Consider the following 19,045-nt stretch of genomic DNA (forward strand, 5'->3'; position numbering starts at 1 on the left):
GAAAGTGGTCGTCGAGTGGGACAATAACGCCCCTTGCTTTTTTGTGTGCACGAGCATGTTGTATCCCGAGGAATTCGATGTCATTGTGGTGGGTGGCGGCCATGCCGGCACGGAGGCCGCGCTCGCCAGTGCCCGCATGGGCTGCAAGACCCTGCTGCTGACGCACAACATCGAGACGCTGGGGCAGATGAGCTGCAACCCCAGCATCGGCGGTATTGGCAAAGGGCACCTGGTCAAGGAGGTGGATGCGCTGGGTGGTGCGATGGCGCTGGCGACCGACGAGGCCGGCATCCAGTTTCGCATTCTCAACAGCAGCAAGGGGCCGGCCGTGCGAGCCACGCGGGCGCAGGCCGATCGGCTGCTGTACAAGGCGGCGATTCGCACGCGGCTTGAAAACCAGCCCAACCTGCAGGTGTTCCAGCAAGCGGTGGACGATCTGATGTTGGAGGGCAGCCGCGTGACCGGCGCCGTTACCCAGGCGGGCGTGCGCTTTCGCTCGCGCGCCGTGGTGCTCACGGCCGGCACTTTCCTCAACGGCAAGATCCATGTGGGCTTGAACAACTACCAGGGCGGCAGGGCGGGAGACCCCCCGGCCGTGAGTCTGGCCAGCCGACTCAAGGAACTGAAGCTGCCGCAAGGACGCCTGAAGACCGGTACGCCGCCGAGGCTGGATGGGCGCAGCATCGATTTCTCGCGCTGCACAGAACAACCGGGCGATGGCATGCCGGGCGGCGTGAATGAGGGGCTGCTGCCGGTTTTCAGTACCATGGGCAAGGCGGCGATGCACCCGAGCCAGATGCCGTGTTGGGTCACCAACACCAATGCGCGTACGCACGAAATCATCCGCTCGGGGCTGGACCGCAGCCCCATGTTCACCGGCGTGATCGAGGGCACCGGCCCGCGCTATTGCCCCAGTGTGGAGGACAAAATCCACCGCTTCGCCGAGAAGGAAAGCCATCAAATTTTTCTGGAGCCTGAAGGACTCACGACACACGAGTTCTACCCCAACGGCATTTCCACCAGCCTGCCGTTTGATATCCAATACCGACTCGTGCGCAGCATCACCGGGCTGGAGCAGGCGCATATCCTGCGGCCCGGTTACGCGATTGAGTACGATTATTTTGATCCGCGTGCGCTGCGCAGCAATTTCGAAACGCAGCAAATAGACGGTCTGTTTTTTGCCGGCCAGATCAACGGAACCACCGGCTACGAAGAGGCGGCAGCGCAGGGCTTGTTTGCCGGATTGAATGCGGCCTTGCAATGCCGCGGCGAGGCGCCCTGGCTGCCGGGACGGGGCGACGCCTACCTGGGTGTACTGGTGGATGACCTCATCACCAGGGGTGTGACCGAGCCCTACCGGATGTTCACCAGCCGGGCGGAGTTCCGCCTGCAACTGCGAGAGGACAATGCGGATATGCGCCTGACGGAAACCGGGCGCCGTCTGGGCTTGGTGGATGATGTGCGCTGGGATGCGTTCTGCCGCAAGCGTGATGCGGTTTCACGTGAAACAGAACGGCTCAAAACCACCTGGATCAACCCTGCTGTGGTGGAACCTGTGGAATCAGAGCGCGTGCTTGGCAAGGCGCTGGAGCACGAATACAACCTGTTTGACTTGCTGCGCCGCCCGGGTGTGGATTATTCCGGGCTGCTGTCGCTGAACACAGGCGCGTTCGCCAGCGCCGATGTTTCACGTGAAACGCTTGGTGATCTGCACGATGCGGTGATCGAGCAGATCGAAATTTCCGCCAAGTACTCCGGCTACATCGACAGGCAGCGCGAGGAGGTGGAGCGCGCCGCGCATTACGAGAACCTGCCGCTGCCCGCGGATCTGGATTACACGCAGGTGGCTGCGCTCTCGATTGAGGTGCGGCAGAAACTGCAGAAGCACAGGCCGCAGACCCTGGGCCAGGCTTCGCGCATTTCCGGCATCACGCCCGCGGCGGTGTCTTTGTTGCTGGTGCATTTGAAGAAGGGCCATTTCAGGGGTGCGGCCCGCCGCGCGGCATGACGGCCGAGCTGCAAGGCCAGTTGCAGGATGGCCTTGGTTCACTCGGTCTGCAGCTGGATCAATCCCAAGTGGACCAGCTGCTGGAATTTCTGGAGTTGTTGCAACGCTGGAACCGCATTTACAACCTGACCGCGGTGCGTGATCCGCAGCACATGCTGACGCACCACCTTCTGGACAGTCTTGCCGCCGTCCCCCCCTTGTGTCGCCATCTGGCGCAGAGGGAAGGCGCAGGTGCGCGACTGCTGGATGTGGGCTCTGGTGGCGGTTTGCCCGGCGTGGTGTTTGCCATTTGTCAGCCAGAGATGGAGGTGGTGTGCGTGGATGCCGTGGCCAAAAAAGCGGCCTTCGTGCAGCAGGCAGCCGCCAGCGTGCAGCTGCGCAACCTGCGCGGCGTCCATGCCCGGGTGCAGGCCTTGCAAGGGCCGTTCGATCTGGTCAGCAGCCGCGCATTTGCGTCGCTGGCAGATTTCACCGCCTGGTCTCGGCATCTGCTGGCCCCGGATGGTGCGTGGCTGGCGATGAAGGGCAAGCGGCCGGACGACGAGATTGCGGCTTTGCCGGCAAACGTCGGCATGTTTCACGTGGAACCTCTGCGCGTGCCGCAGCTCGATGCCGAGCGTTGCGTCGTCTGGATGCGGCCGGTATAGCGCATACACTTGACGCACCTTTGGCCAGCAACCCTCGCGGCCGTTCTCCCTGTTTGTGTACCGCAGCATGGCCAAGATTTTCTGTGTCGCCAACCAGAAGGGTGGCGTCGGCAAGACCACCACCACCGTCAACCTCGCCGCCGGGCTCGCCAGCATTGGGCAGCGCGTGCTCATGGTCGATCTTGACCCGCAAGGCAACGCCACCATGGGCTCCGGCGTGGACAAGCGCGCACTGCAGTCGTCCGTGTACGACGTGTTGCTGGGTTCGGCCAGCGTGCAGCAGGCTGCAGTGCGGGCTCAGGCTTGTGGTTACCAGGTGCTGGGTGCCAACCGGGAACTGTCGGGTGCAGAGGTCGAGCTGGTTGATCTGGAGCAGCGCGAGAAGCGGCTCAAGAACGCCTTGGCGGCTGTGGATGCACAGTACGATTTCATCCTCATCGACTGCCCGCCCAGCTTGAGCCTGCTCACGCTCAACGGCCTGTGCTGCGCGCACGGCGTGATCGTGCCGATGCAGTGCGAATATTTCGCGCTCGAAGGCTTGACCGATCTGGTCAACACCATCAAGCAGGTGCACGCCAACCTGAACCCCGATTTGCAAATCATTGGTCTTCTGCGCGTGATGTTCGACCCGCGCATCACGCTGCAGCAGCAGGTGAGCGAGCAGCTCAAATCGCACTTTGGCGACAAGGTGTTCGATACCGTCATCCCACGCAACGTGCGTTTGGCCGAGGCGCCCAGCTATGGTTTGCCGGGTGTGGTGTTTGACCCGGCGGCCAAGGGCAGTCAGGCCTTCGTGGCCTTTGCGCACGAGATGGTGGGGCGCGTTCGGCGCATGTAGCCGGGGGGTTGCGAGGAATGGCCCTTGCGATGGCGTTTTGATGATCGCGCCGATCTTTCGTACACCGCCGCCAGGGTGTCGCGGCGGCGATGTGTTTGCGCTCTCGGGCAAAATGGCGGGTGCTGAATTTGAAGAAAACAGGGCTCCAACGCATATTCAACAAACGCTGGCCGCTACCAAAAACATAGTGATCGGCACTCAACATCAGCGCTTCACCCAGGATGCGCTGGAGGCCGATCGCCCCGCGCCGCTGGTGCCGAAGCAAGTGGCGTGAGTGAGCGGTGACCAAGACGGAAATCTGACCATGGCAAGCAAAAAACCCAAGGGCCTGGGCCGCGGCCTCGAAGCGCTGCTCGGCCCCAAGGTCGAAGACAAGGCGGAACAGGCACAGGCGGTCAACAAGGGCTTGCCAACCAGCCTGCCGCTGGAGCAGCTCGTACCCGGCACTTACCAGCCGCGCACGCGCATGGACGAAGGCGCGCTCTACGAGCTGGCCGAGAGCATCAAGGCGCAGGGCATCATGCAGCCGATTCTGGTGCGTCAGCTTGCTCAGGGCGAACACGCGGGCAAGTACGAAATCATCGCCGGTGAGCGGCGTTTTCGCGCGTCAAAATTGGCCGGTCTGGATGAAGTGCCGGTGCTGGTGCGCGAGGTGGCCGACGAAGCTGCTGCCGCGATGGCGTTGATCGAGAACATCCAGCGCGAAGACCTCAACCCGCTGGAGGAGGCGCAAGGCTTGCAGCGCCTGATCCGCGAATTCGGCTACACGCATGAGCAGGTGGCGCAGGCGGTGGGGCGCTCGCGCAGCGCGGCGAGCAATCTGCTGCGCCTCTTGAATCTGGCCGAGCCGGTGCAGACCATGCTTATGGCGGGCGATATCGACATGGGGCACGCGCGCGCACTGCTCGCGCTGGATCGTGCGGCGCAGATCACGGCGGGCAACCAGATCGCGGCGAAAAAGCTGTCCGTGCGCGAGGCCGAGAGTCTGGTGAAACGGCTGGGCGCGGAATTCAACCTGCTGCCGCAAAAGCCCAAGAAGGAAAAATCGCGCGATATCCGCCGGGTCGAGGAAGAACTCTCCGACTTGCTCACCGCCGAGGTGGAAGTGCGCGTGAAAAAGCGTGTCAAGCGCGGCAGCCGTACCGAGGAGATGGGCGAAATCGCGATTGCCTTTGGTTCGCTGGATGCGCTGGGCGGCTTGATCGAGCGCTTGCGCGGGCAATAGCGAGCATGCGCCTGCCTTGGCCGCTGCCTGCCGTGCTGGTCTGGCTGCTGTGCTGGGCGCTGCAGCTGGCGTTGCGCCCCGTGCTGGCGCCGTTGCCGGCCATGCTGCTGGCGGCGCTGCCGGGCGTGCTGCTGAGCCTGTTGGCCGCCCATTGGTGGCGGCGGGCGCTGGTGGCGCTGGGCTTTCCGCTGTCGCTGGCGCTCTCGGGCAGCGTGGCATTGCCGGCCTGGGCCTGGCTGCTGCCGGTGGCGATGCTGGTGCTGATCTACCCGCTGCACAGCTGGCGCGATGCGCCGTTTTTCCCCACGCCGATGCGCGCCCTCGATGGTCTGGCGCAGCTGGCGCCATTGCCGCCGGGCGCCCGGGTGCTGGATGGCGGCTGCGGTCTGGGGCATGGCTTGCGCGCCCTGCATGCGCAGTATCCGCAGGCGCGGCTGTATGGCGTGGAGTGGAGCCCGTTGCTGGCGCTGCTGTGCCGCCCGCGTTGCCGCTTTGCCAAGGTGCAGCAGGGCGATTTGTGGGCCGAGGACTGGCGCGACTATCAGATGGTCTATCTGTTTCAGCGCCCCGAGACCATGGCTCGCGCATCCGCCAAGGCGCGCGCCGAGATGCTGCCGGGCAGCTGGCTGGTGAGCCTGGCATTCGCCCTGCCCGACATGACGGCGAGCGCGCAACTGGAGAAGGCGCCGCAGCGAGGGCATGCGGTGTGGATGTACCGGATGGCGGCAGACGACACGTTGTAACAAGAAAACACGTTTTTCGTCACAGCCAGCCCTTAGGATGCCCCGTTTCGAACGGTCTGGAAAATCAGCCATCATTCAAGAAAAGAGGTCATTCATGTCGCGCACATCCTTGTCCACCATCGCCGCAGCCTGTGCGGTACTCGCCTTGGCCGGCTGCGAAACCACCAATATGAAAATGGGCAGCAGCGATGCCAAGACGGTGGCCACGGGCGCGGCTGCCGGTGGCAATTCGGCCAATGCCAGCGGCCAGCTGGAGCGCTGTTCGGCGCCGCTGGGCACGGTCTCGCTGGTCGAGAACCAGGATGCGGGCTGGTACACCATCCTGCGCAACGAATACAAACTTCCGCCCACGTCCAATCTGCTGCGCCTGCTGATCCAGCAGTCCAACTGTTTCATCGTCGTCGAGCGCGGAGCGGCCGGCATGCGCGCGATGCAGCGCGAGCGCGATCTCATGGGTTCGGGCGAGATGCGCAGCGGCAGCAACTTCGGCAAGGGGCAGATGGTCGCGTCCGACTACGGCCTGTCGCCGGAGATCATTTTTTCGAACAACGACGCCGGCGGCATGGGCGGCGTGCTGGGTGGCCTGATCGGCGGCGGCAGCGGGCGCGCGATTGCGGCCGTCGGCGCGGGCACCAAGACGCGCGAGGCGAGCGCCATGCTCACGCTGGTGGACAACCGCTCCGGCGTGCAGGTGGCGGCCTCAGAAGGCAGCGCGTCCAAGACGGATTTCGCCGGCTTTGGCAGCATCTTTGGCGGGGGCGGTGGCGGCGCACTCGGTGGTTACCAGAACACCGCGCAGGGCAAGGTGATCACCGCCGCCTTCATGGACGCCTACAACCAGATGGTGGTGGCGCTCAGGGGCTACCAGACGCAGAGCGTGCAGGGCCAGGGTCTGGGCGGCGGTGGCAAGTTGGGGGTGGATGGCGGCGCAGCGCCGTCGCAAACGCATGCGGTGGCGGTGATGTCGCCGCTGGAGGCGCAGGAGCGGCTGAACGCGCTGGGCTACAACGTCGGCACGCCCGACGGCAAGCTCGGGCCGCGCAGTGCCGCGGCCATCCGCCAGTTCCAGAAGGACCGTGGGCTGGCGATCAATGGCCAGCTCGACAGAAACACGCTGGACGCGCTCTCGCGCTGAGCGCAGCAGCCGGGGTACGGCGTTGGGGGTGACAGACAGACGGGGCCGGTGCGCGTAGCATCGCGCCCATGACGACGACACCTTCTGCTGCCCGCCTGCGCGAAGACATGCGCACCACCGGCCTGGTGACACTGGCGCACGGCACCTCGCATTTCTTCCAGCTGCTGCTGCCGCCGCTGTTTCCCTTGCTGGTGGCGGAATTCGGCTTCAGCTATTCAGAGCTCGGGCTGCTGCTGTCGCTGTTCTTTGTCACCTCGGGCATAGGCCAGGCGCTTGCCGGTTTTGTCGTCGACAAGCTGGGCGCGCGGCCGGTGCTGTTCGGCTCCCTGGGCCTGTTTGCCGCCGCGGCCGTGGTGGCAGCCAGCAGTACGGGCTATGGCGGCTTCGTGCTCGTCATGGTGCTTTCGGGACTGGGCAATGCGCCGTTTCACCCGGCGGATTTCACCATTCTCAACCGCCGGGTCTCCAGCGAGCGGCTGGGCCATGCCTACGCCGCCCACGGCATCTCGGGCAATCTGGGCTGGGCGGCATCTCCCATCCTGGCGGTGATCGCGGCCGCCAGCAGCTCCTGGCGCATCGCCTGCCTGAGCGCAGCCGTCTGGGTGGTGGTCGTGATAATGCTATTATTTTGGCAGCGTGATGCGCTTGCTGAACAAGCGCCAAAAGCCAAAAACACTGTGGAATCGGCGGCTGCCCCGCAGGAGCACCCGCTCGCCTTCCTCAAGCTGCCGGCGGTCTGGCTGTGTTTTGCCTTCTTTTTCTGGACCACGTGCGCGCTCGCTGCCATCCAGAGCTTTGCCGCGCCGGCGCTGGAGCGGCTCTACCAGATGCCGCTGACGCTGGCCGCCAGCGTGGTCACCGGGTTCATGCTGTGCAGCGCCGTGGGCATGATTCTGGGCGGTTTCATCGTCGGGCGCATCCGGCGCATGGAGCTCACCATAGGCGTGTGCCTGATGGCGTCGGCGCTGCTGATGGTGGTGGTCGGGCTGGCGCTGACGAGCGGCATCGTCGGGTTGGTCATCGCTGCGCTCTCGGGCTTTGGCATCGGCATTGCCGGGCCGTCGCGCGACATGCTGATCAAGACCGCCACGCCGCCCGGCGCGACTGGGCGGGTCTACGGCATGGTGTATTCGGGGCTGGACCTGGGCTCCAGCGTCGCCGCCCCGGTCTGGGGGGCGATGATGGACGGGCACTGGTACTCGGGCATCTTCTACGGTTCGGCCGTGGCGCTGGCGATCAGCGTGGCGGCGGCGGCGTTCGTCGGCGCCAACGTGGCCGCCAGGCGCCTGGCGCCGACCACGGCGCCCGCCTGACCGTGCCGACGGTCAAAGCTCAAAGCGCGAAGATCTTGCCTGGATTGAGAATGTTCTTGGGGTCGAGCGCGCGCTTGATGGCGCGCATCATGTCAATGCTGCCCGCCCCCGCCTCATCGACCAGAAAGCCCATCTTGTGCAGGCCGACGCCGTGCTCGCCGGTGCAGGTGCCGCCGAGTTTCAGTGCACGGGCGACGAGCTGGTGGTTGAGCTGCTCGGCACGGGCGCGCTCGTCGGCGTCATCGGGGTCGATCAGATAGCCCATGTGGAAGTTGCCATCACCCACATGGCCGACGAGGAAGTAGGGGATGCGGCTGGCGTTGGCCTCATCAACGCTGTCGAGCAGGGCGTCCGCCAGGCGCGAGATCGGCACACAGGTGTCGGTGGTGATGCAGCGGCAGCCCGGGCGGCTGGCCACCGCGGCAAAGTAGGCGTTGTGCCGCGCGGTCCACAGGCGCGAGCGCTCCTCGGGCGTGTCGGCCCATTCGAAATCGGCGCCGCCGTGCTCGCTGGCGATCTCCTGCACCGTCTCGGCCTGTTCCTTGACGCTCGCGGGCGAGCCGTGGAACTCCATCAAGAGCAGCGGCTGTTCGCGCAGCGTGAGCTTGCTGTAGTGGTTCACGCCGCGCACGGCGTTGGCATCGAGCAGCTCCACGCGCGCGATCGGCACGCCGAGCTGGATGGTCTCAATCACCGTACGCACCGCAGCTTCAATCGATGGGAAGGAGCAGATCGCCGCACTCACCGCCTCCGGCAAGGGATAGAGGCGCACCGTGATCTCGGTGAACAGGCCCAGCGTGCCTTCGCTGCCCACCATCAGGCGCGTGAGGTCGTAGCCCGCGCTGCTCTTTCTCGCGCGCGTGCCGGTGCGGATCACCTCGCCGCTGGCCGTGACCACCTCCAGCGCCAGCACGTTCTCGCGCATGGTGCCGTAGCGCACCGCGTTGGTGCCGCTGGCACGCGTGGCGGTCATGCCGCCAATGCTGGCGTCGGCGCCGGGGTCGATCGGGAAGAACAGCCCCTGATCCTTGATCGCATCGTTGAGCTGCTTGCGCGTGATGCCGGGCTGCACCGTGATGGTCAGATCGTCGGCGTTGACCGAGAGCACGCGGTTCATGCGGTTCACGTCGATCGTGATGCCGCTTTGCACCGCCAGCAGATGGCCTTCGAGCGAGGAGCCTGCGCCCCAGGCGATGACCGGCACCTCGTGCTGGTTGGCGAGCTTCACCGCATCGGCCACGTCTTGCGTGTTTTCGGCAAACACCACGCCCGCGGGCGGCGGGGCATCGGTGAACGGTGATTCGTCACGCCCGTGCTGCTCGCGCACCGCCAGCGAGGTAGAGAACTGCGCGCCAAAGCGCTGCGTCAGCGCATCGAGCAGCGCCTGCGGCACGGGGCGCGGTGCGATGGCCAGCAACTGGGCGGTAGAGGCGGGGGCGTTCATGGCGGAGGGCTCCTGTTCAAGGGTGTTGTGCGCCAGATTGTAGGAACCAGATTGCCGGGACGCACGAAACACACTGTCCATCAAATACGGTTGCCCTTGGGGATTGCGGGCTCTTTCCCGCACGGCGGGAGACCCATGGCAAGAGCTGCATCCGTGCCGCCTGCCGCCGCTCACGCTCCTAGGTCGCCAGGGTATGCACGAAGCGCTCGAAATCCGCCGCTGGCAGGGGCTTGCTGAACAGATAGCCCTGCCAGGTGTCGCAGCCGTTGTGCAGCAGGAAGCGCTTTTGTTCTTCGGTTTCCACGCCTTCGGCAATGGTCGTCAGGCCCAGGGTGTTGCCCAGCGAGACGATGGTACGTGCGATGGCGGCGTCGTTGTCATCCACCAGCACGTCGCGCACGAAGCTCTGGTCGATCTTGAGCTTGTCCAGCGGCAAACGCTTGAGGTAGGCCAGACTGGAATAGCCCGTACCGAAGTCGTCCAGGGAAAAGCTCACGCCGTAGCCGCGCAGCTCACCCATCTTGGCGATCGTGCCCTCCACGTCCTGCAGCAGCAAACCTTCGGTGAGCTCCAGCTCCAGGCGCCTGGCATCGGCCCCGCTGGTGGACAGCGCCGCCAGCACGGTGCCGGTGAACTGTTCCTGATAGAACTGGCGCGGGCTCACGTTGACCGCCAGTTTGATGCCCTTGAGCAAGGGGTCGGTGTTCCAGCGGGCCAGCACCCGGCAGGCGCTGCCAAGCACCCACTCGCCCAATTGCACGATCAGGCCGGTCTCTTCGGCCAGCGCGATGAACTGCGCCGGCGACACGAAGCCGTCTCTCGGGTGGTGCCAGCGCACCAGCGCTTCTGCGCCTATGACTGCGCCGGCGCGAATCTGGGGCTGGTAGTACAGCTCGAATTGCTGCTCCTCGATGGCGGCTCGCAGGTCGCGCACCAGGCTGGCGCGCTTTTGCAGCTTCTCGTGCTCCACCTGGCTGTACATGCGCAGGCTGCCTGGCCCCGCCTGCTTGGCCTGGGACAGCGCCATGTCGGCCTGCTTGAGCAACTCGTCCGCGCTTTCGCGCATGCCCATGAAAAGCGCGATGCCGATGCAGGCGCTGGTGTGCAGGGCCTGCCCGCCGATGGTGCTGGGTCTGGCCAGCGCAGCCAGCAGGTGCTGCGCGAACGTTGTCGCATGGTCTCTGGTGGCGGGTTCCAGCGCAGTCTCTGTCTGCATGACCAGCACAAAGGTGTCGTCGCCATGGCGCGCCACCGTGTCGCCGCTCTTGAGCATGGCCCGCATGCGGGCGACAGCCTGGCGTAGCATTTCATCACCCGCCTGGTGGCCGGCGGTTTCATTGAGTGCCTTGAAACCGTCCAGGTCCAGCATCAGCACCATTCCTGCCGTGCCGGCGCGTTCGCTCACGCGCAGCGCATCCTGCAGCGCCTGCGTGAGCGCGCTGCGGTTGGCCGCTCCTGTTAGCGGGTCATGGCTGGCAAGGTAGCGGATTTCCGTCTGCGCCTGCTTGCTGTCGGTGATGTCGTCAAGGAGGATCATCTCCCGCCCCGCGGCGATGACCCCTGATGCGGTCACCGTTCGCAGATCGCCATTGGCCCTGCGGATGACGTATTCGCGCGCTTCAATCAGGCCGTCGCCTGCCGTGGCTTGCAGTACTCGGGCGTCCCAGTCCGCCCTGATTTGCGCGCGCGTGCCGACGTCCGGGACGGCCATTGCCAGCCACGCGTCGGTGGTAGGCGCTTCCTCCTGGGTGTAGCCGGTGATGCGTACAAAGGCCTTGTTGCGGTACTCGATCTCGCCGCCGGGCCTGACCAGCAGGATGGCAATGGGCAAATGGTTGAGGATGGATCGCTGGAGCGCTTCGTTGCGCTGCAGCTGGCGCGCCATCTGCCGCCGCGCGGTGATGTCCTGGGCAATGCAGATTGCCTGGGTCGGTGTTTCGCCGGGTTCCGCCAGCGGCGAAATCGTCAGGTCCACCCAGACTTCCGAGCCGTCGTTGTGGCGCAGCCGCTTGTCGATGCGCATCGATGTGGCATCGCTCTCGTGCAATGCGAGAAATTCCTTTTGCTCCTGCACCGTGTCGGGGTGGTAGTGCCACCTCCAGTACGACTGTCCCGTGAGCTGCTCGCCGCGATAGCCCAATATGTCGGCAAGGCGCGCGTTGGCTTCCACGACTGCGCCGCTCCCCATATCGATAACGGCAACGCCAAGGATGTTTTGCTCGAAGACGCGTTTGAGCATGAGCTCGCGCTGGCGCAAGGTGGCCCGTGCCGAGGTCAGCTCCAGCAGGCTTTGCTGGCGTCTTTGGAGCATTCCCAAGGCGGCAAACGCCAGCAACAGGGACAGGCCTGCGCCGGCACTGCCTATCCACCAGGGCAGCGAGCGCTCGGCGCTGGAAAGCAGCGACACGGCTGGTGTGACGCTCACCAGCCAGCGCCTGCCGCCCATCAGCAATGGCACCTGGGCCGCCAAGGGTGACTGCATGGCCCGCGGCGTCGCGGCGTCACCAGTCAGCAGCACCGGGGCGTCGGCGGTCACGTCTTCGATGCGCAGAAACACCTTGTCGCGCCCGCTTGCCGTCTTGGTCGCATGCAGTAATCCGCTGGTGCTCACGGTGACGACCGTCGAGCCCAGGTAGGGTGCCGCTGCCGCCACCGGCTGCGATGGATGGACCGCGTAGCGCAAGACGAAAGCCTTGCGATCCTGCCCGCCTTGCAGGAGCTCGAAAGGCGCCGAGAGCACCAGGCCGGGCGTGCCCGTCGTTCTGAGGATCGTCTCCATGTTGTCCGGCTGCGACAGCGTATCCAGGCCGACCAGCTGCCCGGCATCCTTGAACGGCCAGAACTGCTCGATGATGTAGTGCTGCTCGCCGGGCAGCTGCGGGTGCACGCTTAGCGTGTGCGTCTCGCTGAGCCGCGGGTGCAGCTGGCGCAGATGGTCGGTGTAGCGCGCCAGATCCTTGTCGGGCACCATTCGGGTAAACGCGACGCTGCGCACCTCCGGGAAGGTGTCCGCTACCGCATGGCTGTCCACGATGGAGCGGAACATCCAGGCCGGCAGGTCGGGCCGCGCCGCGATCACGTCGCGCGTACTCGCGGCGATACCGGCGTAGGCTTTCACGCGCTGTTCGATGTCGCTCGCCAGCGACTCGGCAATGGCTTGAAGGCGATCCTGCTGCACCTCCAGATTCGCTGCCTTCTGGCGCTGCACAAGCGCAGCCGTGACGCCAAGACCGGCGACCAAAACCACTGCGGCAATGGCCTTGGGCGACAGTGGCGTAGTGGCTCTGCCGTGGTTTTTGGCTGTCATCATGGTGGTCGATTTGTGCGCGCGGACGAACGCCGGGTTTTGCGCACTGCAAGGCTTTATGTTGCCATGGCTTGGGGCGCTGCAACCCCAGTAGCCCGAAAATCAATGCGGACCTGTTGTGTTTCGGCCGGGGCACAATGCGCGCCACCCAAAGGATTTGAAGAAAGGCACGCCATGGGAAAACGGGTAACGGCCGTGGCCACGCGCACCGGCGACGATGGCAGCACCGGGCTGGGCAACAACACGCGCGTCTCCAAGGCCAGCGGCCGCCCGCACGCCATGGGCGATGTGGACGAGCTCAACAGCCACATCGGGCTGCTGCTGTGCGAGCGCCTTCCCGGCGATATGCGCGAGCTGCTGATCGACATCCAGCACCAGCTCTTCAACCTGGGCGGCGAGCTGGCGATGCCGGGCTTCGAGATATTGAAGGACGATGCGCTGGCGCAGCTCGATGCGGCGCTGAAGCACTACAACCAGACGCTGCCCGGCCTGCAGGAGTTCATCCTGCCCGCGGGCACGCGCGCTGCCTGCCAGGCGCATGTCTGCCGCACCATTGCGCGCCGCGCCGAGCGCTCGGTCGTCGCGTTGCAGCAGAGCGAGGAAATGCGGCCGACGCCGCGCCAGTACCTCAACCGCCTGTCGGACTTGCTGTTCGTGCTCTCGCGCGTGCTCAACCGCCAGGATGGCGGTGCCGAGGTGTACTGGAAGAGCGAACGGCTGGCGCGCGCCGAGCGCGAGGATGCTTCTGAATAAGGAGCTGCAAACGCTTGCCTATCTAGCGCTGTACTCATATTCGACTATGAAGCCAGCACCGCCATCGTGATGCGTGAGGTGCAGGTGGCCTGCCCCGCGTCGTTCACCATGTCGATCTGCCAGACCTGCGTCGTGCGGCCGATGTGCACCGGCCGCGCGGTGGCCGTGACCCAGCCGCTGGTGGTGGCGCGCAGGTGGTTGGCGTTGATATCCAGGCCCACGGCGCGGTGGCCTTCGGGGCTGCTGTAGTAGGCGCCGGTGGAGCCCAGGGTTTCGGCCAGCACCACGCTCACGCCGCCATGCAGCAGGCCGAAGGGCTGGCGCGTGCGCGCATCCACCGGCACGCGCGCGCGCAGGAAGTCGTCGCCGATTTCCAGCATTTCAATTCCCAGGTGGGCGACGGTGGTGCCCACGTGCACGCGGGTGATTTCTTCGAGCGAGATGGGCTTTTTCCAGATGGCGGGCATGGCGCGATGGCTGAGTCGTTGGGTGATGCCGACATCTTAGGCAGCAGTGCGCGCCCGCGCTGTCACCCCTGCGTATCATCCGGCCATGTCGCTCGCTTGCCCCTCGTGCCGCCAGCCCATGCACAGCCGCCAGTTCGCCGCGCGCGAAAGCGGTTTCATCGAGCTGGACCTGTGCTTTGCCTGCCAGGGCCTGTGGTTCGATCCGCACGAGAATACGCGCCTGGCGCCGCAGGCGGTCAACGAGCTGTTCGAGCTGCTGCATGAGCACCGTGGCGACGCGAGCCACCCGCTTGCCCCGCGCCTGCGCTGCACGCGCTGCACGCGCGAGCTGGCGCGCGGCTTTGACGTGGCGCAGGGCGGGCGCTACGTCACCTGGCGCTGCGCGCAGCGCCACGGGCGCTTCTCCACCTTCGGCTCGTTCATGGTCGAGAAGGGTTTTGTGCGCCATCTCACGGCGCAGGAGATCAGTGCCCTTGCCGCGCGCGTCGATACCGTGCGCTGCACCGGCTGCGGCGGGCCGATCAACATCCGCACGCAGGATGCCTGCCCTTGGTGCCACTCGGCGATTTCGCTGCTGGATGCCAAGGCGGTGGAGAAGGCGCTGGAGCGCCACAGCACCGAGGCGCTCAGAACCGCGCAGAGCCAGACGCCCGATGCGCTGGCCGATGCGCTGGTGGCGCTGGAGCGCCAGCGCATGAACGAACAGCGCGAGCAAGCCTCGACATGGAGCAGTGTGGGCAGCGACGTGGATTTGCTCAGCGCCGGCCTGGACCTGCTCTGGGGCATGTTCCGGCGCTGAACCGGCCGCCTACCTTCTGGGCTGCAGCAGCGCGTTGAGCAAGATCGCGCCAAAGGTCGCGGTGCCGATGCCGCCGAGCGCGAAGTCGCCGAACTTGAGCGTGAATTCGCCCGTGCCCAGCACCAGCGGAATCGCTGCGACGATGAGGTTGCGCGGCTGTGAAAAATCCACCTTGTTGTCCACCCAGATCTTGGCGCCGGTGATCGCGATCAGGCCGAAGACGACGATGGACACGCCCCCCATTACCGGCAGCGGAATCGCCTGGATCAGCGCGCCGAACTTGGGGCTGAAGCCCAGCAGCAGCGCGATGAACGCGGCAATCAGGAACACCGCGGTGGAATAGATGCGCGTGGCCGCCATCACGCCAATGTTCTCGGCGTAGGTCGTGACGCCCGTGCCGCCGCCCGCGCCGCTCACCATCGTCGCGATGCCATCACCGATGAAGGCGCGGCCCAGATACGGATCCAGATCCTTGCCGGTCATCGCTGTCACCGCTTTCAGGTGCCCGAGGTTCTCCGCCACCAGGATGATCACGACGGGCACGATCAGCACCATCGCCGCGCCACTGAATACCGGCGCGTGAAACTGCGGCATCCCGAGCCAGGGCGCGCTGGCGATGCCCGAGACGTCAAACGGCTTGCCCAGCCCCATGCCGTTGGTCAGCAGCGCGTAGAGCACGGTGGCGATGAGCAGGCCGACGACGATCAACAGGCGCTGCACCATGCCCCTGGTGAACACCGCCACCGCGGCGACGCAAAGAAACGTCATCGCCTGCATCCAGCTCTCGAAATTGTTGGCCGCCATGTTCTTGACCGGGATGCCCGCCAGGTTCAGCCCGATCACCGCGACCACCGCGCCGGTGACCACCGGTGGCATGAAGCGCTCGATCCATCCGGTGCCGATCGCGTGCACGATGAGGCCGATCAGCACGTAGACCGCGCCGCAGGCGATGATGCCGCCCAGCGCCACGCCGATGTTGGCGTTCAGCCCCTTGCCCGCGTAGGCGGTGGCGGCGATCACCACGCCGATGAAGGCGAACGACGAACCGAGGTAGCTCGGCACCTTGCCGCCGGTGACGAGGAAAAAGATCAGCGTGCCGATGCCGCTCATGAACACCGCGAGATTCGGGTCGAACCCCATGAGGATGGGCGCGAGCACGGTGGAGCCAAACATCGCGATCACGTGCTGGATGCCCATCAGGCCGGTTTCCTTCCACGGCAGGCGCTCGTCCGGGCCGATCACGCCGCCGCCCGCCAGCACCTCGGTGGGCACCGCTCTCCAATTGAAAAACCCCATCGTCTTCTCCTTGCTTTGTCAGGGTGGCGCGATGGTAGAGGGTTTGTCTTGGGTGTGGTGAAATATTAATGAAACCCAGCGCTGACGCTTTGTGGCAGGGCGCTGGCAGCTATGCTTGTTGCATCATCCAAAGTGCGGGCGATGCGCACGCCAGAGGCTTGCAAGCGCTTGGCCAGGCACAGCACCGCCTTGTCCTTGGACAGCAGCAACGCCCGCTGTTGCACTGCCAGGTCGATGAACTTCTGGTCGTCCGCATCCTTGCAGCGCCAGGGCGCTTCGAGTGCAGCGGCAACAAGCGTGGTGTGCGCATCCCATTGCGCCAGCACGTCCTGGGGCTTGCGCAGCGCACGCGCCAGCCATAGGGCGATCGCCGGGTAGTCCAGCACGCGCTGCAGCTCATCGCGCATGGCCTGGGTGGCATACCAGGGCATGTCACTTTGGCCCAGCTGCACGCGCAGGGTGGCAGCGGCCGGATCTTCAAAGACCCAGAGGTCCAGCACGATGTTGGTGTCTATCACCAGCGCAGCGTGTCCGGCGGTTGGGGTGCCAGCCTGCATGGCGGTCCGGGTGCAAGCGCCGTCAGCGTACCGGCCGGGTGAAATAGCGCTGTGGCCAGGGTTCATCGGCCAGCGTGTAGTGCCACCACTCCTCGGGCAGATTGCGCCAGCCGTGCGACTGCATCAGCGCGCGCAGCCACAGGCGGTTGCGCCGCACCGCGGGCGGCTGCTCGGCGTCTTCGGTGTGCGAGTGCTCGTCAAAAAGATCAAACGGTGTGCCCATGTCCACTTCCTGCCCCAACGCCACGGGCCCGGCGATGACTTGGGTGGCGCGCGTCGCGTCTTGCACGACGAGCGTCAGATCGGCGGTGCTGGCGCGGCTGTGACCGGATTTTTCGGCGATGTAGCCGCGCGCGAACAGCTCGGACTTGGGCACGCGCGGGTAGTACTCGGCCTTGGTGCGCTGATCGGCGAGGTCCGCGCCCCAGCGCACGAAATCATCCACCGCCATCTGCGGGCGGTAGCAGTCAAAGACCTTCAGGCCCAGGCCGTGCGCGGCGAGGTCGTGCTGCACCCGGGCGAGCGAGTGTGCCGCCGCCTGGCTCAGCCAGCACTGCGGGGCCTCGTACCCGGCGATGGGACGGCCGACGAAGTTGTTGGCGCCAAAGTAGCGCATGTCCTGCACCACGGTGGGGGCAAGCCGGCTGAGCGGCACGAGTTCATTGTGCGCACCGGGCGCGGTGGCGGCGCAGGCCGTGAGCAGGCTGGCCAGCACGGCGGCGGCCGCCAGGGTGGCAGTGCCTGACCACGGGCGCGATGCGGCTAGCTTCATGGGGCGCTGACGGGTGCGGGTGAGTCCGGCTTGCTTGACGTTTCCGGGCCTTTGGGCCCGCGCGCGCTACCCGCCACCATGTCAAAGCGCAACAAGCGGCATTCAATCGGCCCGTTGAACAGCGGCACGCGGCGGGACGCCTTCAGGCGCATGGCCGAGGGCAGCTCGCGATCGGGCGAGAGTATCCAGGCCTGCCAACCGGCGTAATGGCGCTTCCAGTGCGTGGCGAGCTGCTTGAAAAAGTCTTCATCGCCGCTGTTTTGCGCGCTTTCGCGCCCGGGGCGGGCGCCTTGCAGCGCGCGCTCGCGGCTGCTTTGCCCGGCGGCGCCGGCGGCGGCGATGCGCTCGCCATACGGCGGGTTGAGCAGCATCACGCCGGGCAGCTCGCAGGGTGGCAGGCGTTCCAGCGCGTCGCCGCCGCGCAGTTGCACGGCGGCGGCCACGCCCGCGCGCTCGGCGTTGCGCCGGGCGAAGTCCACCATGCGGTGTGAAATATCACTGCCAAATATGGGTGTAGAGCTTGTCTGTACTGTGCTAATAGCTTCTTTTTTGAGAGTATCCCAGGCTGCGCGGTCATGCGGCAGCAGGCGCTCGAAGGCGAAGCGGCGCTTCAGGCCCGGCGCGATGCGGCAGGCGATCTGCGCCGCCTCGATGACGACGGTGCCGCTGCCGCAGCAGGGGTCGTACAGCGGCAGGCCGCTTTCTGGCGTCCAGCCGCAGGCGGCGATCATCGCGGCGGCCAGGGTCTCCTTGAGCGGCGCGTCGCCCTTGTCCTCGCGCCAGCCGCGCTTGAAGAGCGGCTCGCCCGAGGTGTCGATGGAGAGCGTGGCGGTTTCCGGCGTCAGGTGCAGGTGGATGCGCGCGTCGGGGCGGTGCGTGTCCACATCGGGGCGCGTGCCGCTCTGCTGGCGAAAGCGGTCGGCGACCGCGTCCTTCACGCGCAGCGCGGCGAAGTTCAGGCTCTTCAAGGGGCTCGCGTGCGCGGTCACCTCGATCTTGAAGGTCTGGCGGGCGGTAAACCACGCTTCCCAGCGCACGCTGCTGGCAAGTTCGTACAGATCGGCTTCGCCGCGATACGGTCGGTGCGCAAGCTGCACCAGCACGCGCTGCGCCAGGCGGCTGTGCAGGTTGAGCTCCAGCACCGCGCGCCACGGCGCGGCCAGGCGTACGCCCGCGCGCAGCGCCTGCACGTCAGGGCAGCCGGTGATCGCACGCACCTCGTCGGCCAGGAAACCCTCGACACCGGCGGCGCAGGGCAAAAAGAGTTCAAACCGGTTCATGGCTGACGTCCCATGTGCGCCAGGAGCGCATCGAGCCGCTCGCGCGCCAGCGGCGGGATGGGCGTCGCGCGGCGCGTTTCGTGCGAAACAAAGACGATGCCGGTCTTGCCGCGCGCCACCTCGCGGCCGGTGGTCGATTCGGTCATCTGGAACACCAGATCGAAGCCGTAGCGGTTGAAATCCATGGGTCGCATGCGCACGATGAGCTGTTCGCCATGAAAGGCCTCGGACTTGTACTGCGCCAGCATGTCGCCAACGACGATGCCCGCGCCGCCCGCGTTGGCCTCGGTCATGCCCATGGCCTGAAAAAAGCGCAGCCGCGCCTCGGAGACCAGGCTGAGCAGCTGCGCGTTATCGAGGTGCCCGCCCTGGTTGACGTGGCTGATGTAGACCTGCAGTGTGGTCTCGAAGCAGAAGCGGTCGGGGAGGTCGAAAAGAACGCGGGCCATGGGGGAAGTGTG

At 65.9% G+C, this 19,045-nt stretch carries 18 protein-coding genes; 10 read left to right on the forward strand and 8 right to left on the reverse strand.

Annotated features, from left to right (window positions below; genetic code table 11):
- Positions 1-55: 55 nt before the first annotated feature.
- The 8 genes from mnmG (at position 56) to ABS45_RS04375 (ending at position 7,909) form a co-directional block, all read left to right on the forward strand.
- Entirely contained in the window at positions 56-2,008 is a 1,953-nt protein-coding gene (gene mnmG / locus ABS45_RS04340) for a tRNA uridine-5-carboxymethylaminomethyl(34) synthesis enzyme MnmG (RefSeq protein WP_291553389.1), read from the forward strand.
- Positions 2,005-2,655, forward strand: coding sequence for a 16S rRNA (guanine(527)-N(7))-methyltransferase RsmG (gene rsmG / locus ABS45_RS04345; protein WP_291553390.1), 651 nt, complete (start codon positions 2,005-2,007; stop codon positions 2,653-2,655). The genes mnmG and rsmG overlap by 4 nt, the downstream gene beginning before the upstream one ends.
- 67 nt (positions 2,656-2,722) lie before the next feature.
- Positions 2,723-3,493: an AAA family ATPase gene (locus tag ABS45_RS04350; RefSeq protein ID WP_291553392.1), complete on the forward strand. Its 771-nt coding sequence runs from the start codon at positions 2,723-2,725 to the stop codon at positions 3,491-3,493.
- A 40-nt stretch (positions 3,494-3,533) separates the two neighbouring features.
- Complete coding sequence (locus ABS45_RS04355; protein ID WP_291553394.1) at positions 3,534-3,767, forward strand: hypothetical protein; 234 nt, start codon at positions 3,534-3,536, stop codon at positions 3,765-3,767.
- A 30-nt stretch (positions 3,768-3,797) separates the two neighbouring features.
- Positions 3,798-4,718: a ParB/RepB/Spo0J family partition protein gene (locus ABS45_RS04360; RefSeq protein ID WP_291553395.1), complete on the forward strand. Its 921-nt coding sequence runs from the start codon at positions 3,798-3,800 to the stop codon at positions 4,716-4,718.
- A 5-nt stretch (positions 4,719-4,723) separates the two neighbouring features.
- Positions 4,724-5,461 carry a class I SAM-dependent methyltransferase gene (locus ABS45_RS04365; RefSeq protein WP_291553397.1) on the forward strand — a complete coding sequence of 246 codons (738 nt, stop codon included), beginning with the start codon at positions 4,724-4,726 and terminating at the stop codon, positions 5,459-5,461.
- Positions 5,462-5,555: 94 nt separating this feature from the next.
- Positions 5,556-6,596, forward strand: coding sequence for a peptidoglycan-binding domain-containing protein (locus tag ABS45_RS04370; protein WP_291553399.1), 1,041 nt, complete (start codon positions 5,556-5,558; stop codon positions 6,594-6,596).
- Between the two features lie 68 nt (positions 6,597-6,664).
- Positions 6,665-7,909, forward strand: coding sequence for an MFS transporter (locus tag ABS45_RS04375; RefSeq protein WP_291553400.1), 1,245 nt, complete (start codon positions 6,665-6,667; stop codon positions 7,907-7,909).
- 19 nt (positions 7,910-7,928) lie between these two features.
- Here ABS45_RS04375 and ABS45_RS04380 read toward each other — a convergent pair whose 3' ends face one another.
- Both ABS45_RS04380 and ABS45_RS04385 read right to left on the reverse strand, forming a co-directional pair.
- Positions 7,929-9,353 (reverse strand): FAD-linked oxidase C-terminal domain-containing protein, encoded by a 1,425-nt coding sequence (locus ABS45_RS04380; protein ID WP_291553402.1) that lies wholly within the window; start codon positions 9,351-9,353, stop codon positions 7,929-7,931.
- Between the two features lie 178 nt (positions 9,354-9,531).
- On the reverse strand, positions 9,532-12,663 hold the full coding sequence (locus ABS45_RS04385) for an EAL domain-containing protein (protein ID WP_291553404.1): 3,132 nt from the start codon (positions 12,661-12,663) through the stop codon (positions 9,532-9,534).
- Positions 12,664-12,834: 171 nt separating this feature from the next.
- Between ABS45_RS04385 and ABS45_RS04390 the strand changes: the two genes are divergently transcribed.
- Positions 12,835-13,413 (forward strand): cob(I)yrinic acid a,c-diamide adenosyltransferase, encoded by a 579-nt coding sequence (locus ABS45_RS04390; protein ID WP_291553407.1) that lies wholly within the window; start codon positions 12,835-12,837, stop codon positions 13,411-13,413.
- A gap of 44 nt (positions 13,414-13,457) precedes the next feature.
- Here the strand turns inward: ABS45_RS04390 and ABS45_RS04395 are convergent, their stop codons facing one another.
- Positions 13,458-13,880: a hotdog fold thioesterase gene (locus ABS45_RS04395; RefSeq protein ID WP_291553409.1), complete on the reverse strand. Its 423-nt coding sequence runs from the start codon at positions 13,878-13,880 to the stop codon at positions 13,458-13,460.
- An 85-nt stretch (positions 13,881-13,965) separates the two neighbouring features.
- Here ABS45_RS04395 and ABS45_RS04400 point away from each other — a divergent pair, with 85 nt between their 5' ends.
- A complete protein-coding gene (locus ABS45_RS04400) occupies positions 13,966-14,679 on the forward strand; it encodes a zf-TFIIB domain-containing protein (protein WP_291553410.1) in 714 nt (237 codons plus the stop codon).
- A 9-nt stretch (positions 14,680-14,688) separates the two neighbouring features.
- On the opposite strand, the gene ABS45_RS04405 is transcribed toward ABS45_RS04400, so the two are convergent.
- The 5 genes from ABS45_RS04405 to ABS45_RS04425 all read right to left on the reverse strand — a co-directional run bounded on the left by ABS45_RS04405 (position 14,689) and on the right by ABS45_RS04425 (position 19,033).
- Positions 14,689-15,975: a solute carrier family 23 protein gene (locus ABS45_RS04405; RefSeq protein ID WP_291553412.1), complete on the reverse strand. Its 1,287-nt coding sequence runs from the start codon at positions 15,973-15,975 to the stop codon at positions 14,689-14,691.
- 65 nt (positions 15,976-16,040) lie between these two features.
- Complete coding sequence (locus ABS45_RS04410) at positions 16,041-16,532, reverse strand: putative toxin-antitoxin system toxin component, PIN family (protein WP_146912500.1); 492 nt, start codon at positions 16,530-16,532, stop codon at positions 16,041-16,043.
- A gap of 22 nt (positions 16,533-16,554) precedes the next feature.
- A complete protein-coding gene (locus ABS45_RS04415) occupies positions 16,555-17,304 on the reverse strand; it encodes a M15 family metallopeptidase (protein WP_291553418.1) in 750 nt (249 codons plus the stop codon).
- Positions 17,301-18,584, reverse strand: a complete 1,284-nt coding sequence (locus ABS45_RS04420; RefSeq protein WP_291553420.1) for a THUMP domain-containing protein — start codon at positions 18,582-18,584, stop codon at positions 17,301-17,303. The genes ABS45_RS04415 and ABS45_RS04420 overlap by 4 nt, the downstream gene beginning before the upstream one ends.
- Positions 18,581-19,033, reverse strand: coding sequence for a thioesterase family protein (locus ABS45_RS04425; RefSeq protein ID WP_146912503.1), 453 nt, complete (start codon positions 19,031-19,033; stop codon positions 18,581-18,583). The genes ABS45_RS04420 and ABS45_RS04425 overlap by 4 nt, the downstream gene beginning before the upstream one ends.
- Positions 19,034-19,045: the final 12 nt, after the last annotated feature.

Origin of the sequence: Comamonas sp. SCN 65-56 (genome assembly GCF_001724135.1) — a bacterium.
GTDB lineage: Bacteria > Pseudomonadota > Gammaproteobacteria > Burkholderiales > Burkholderiaceae_C > Comamonas_C.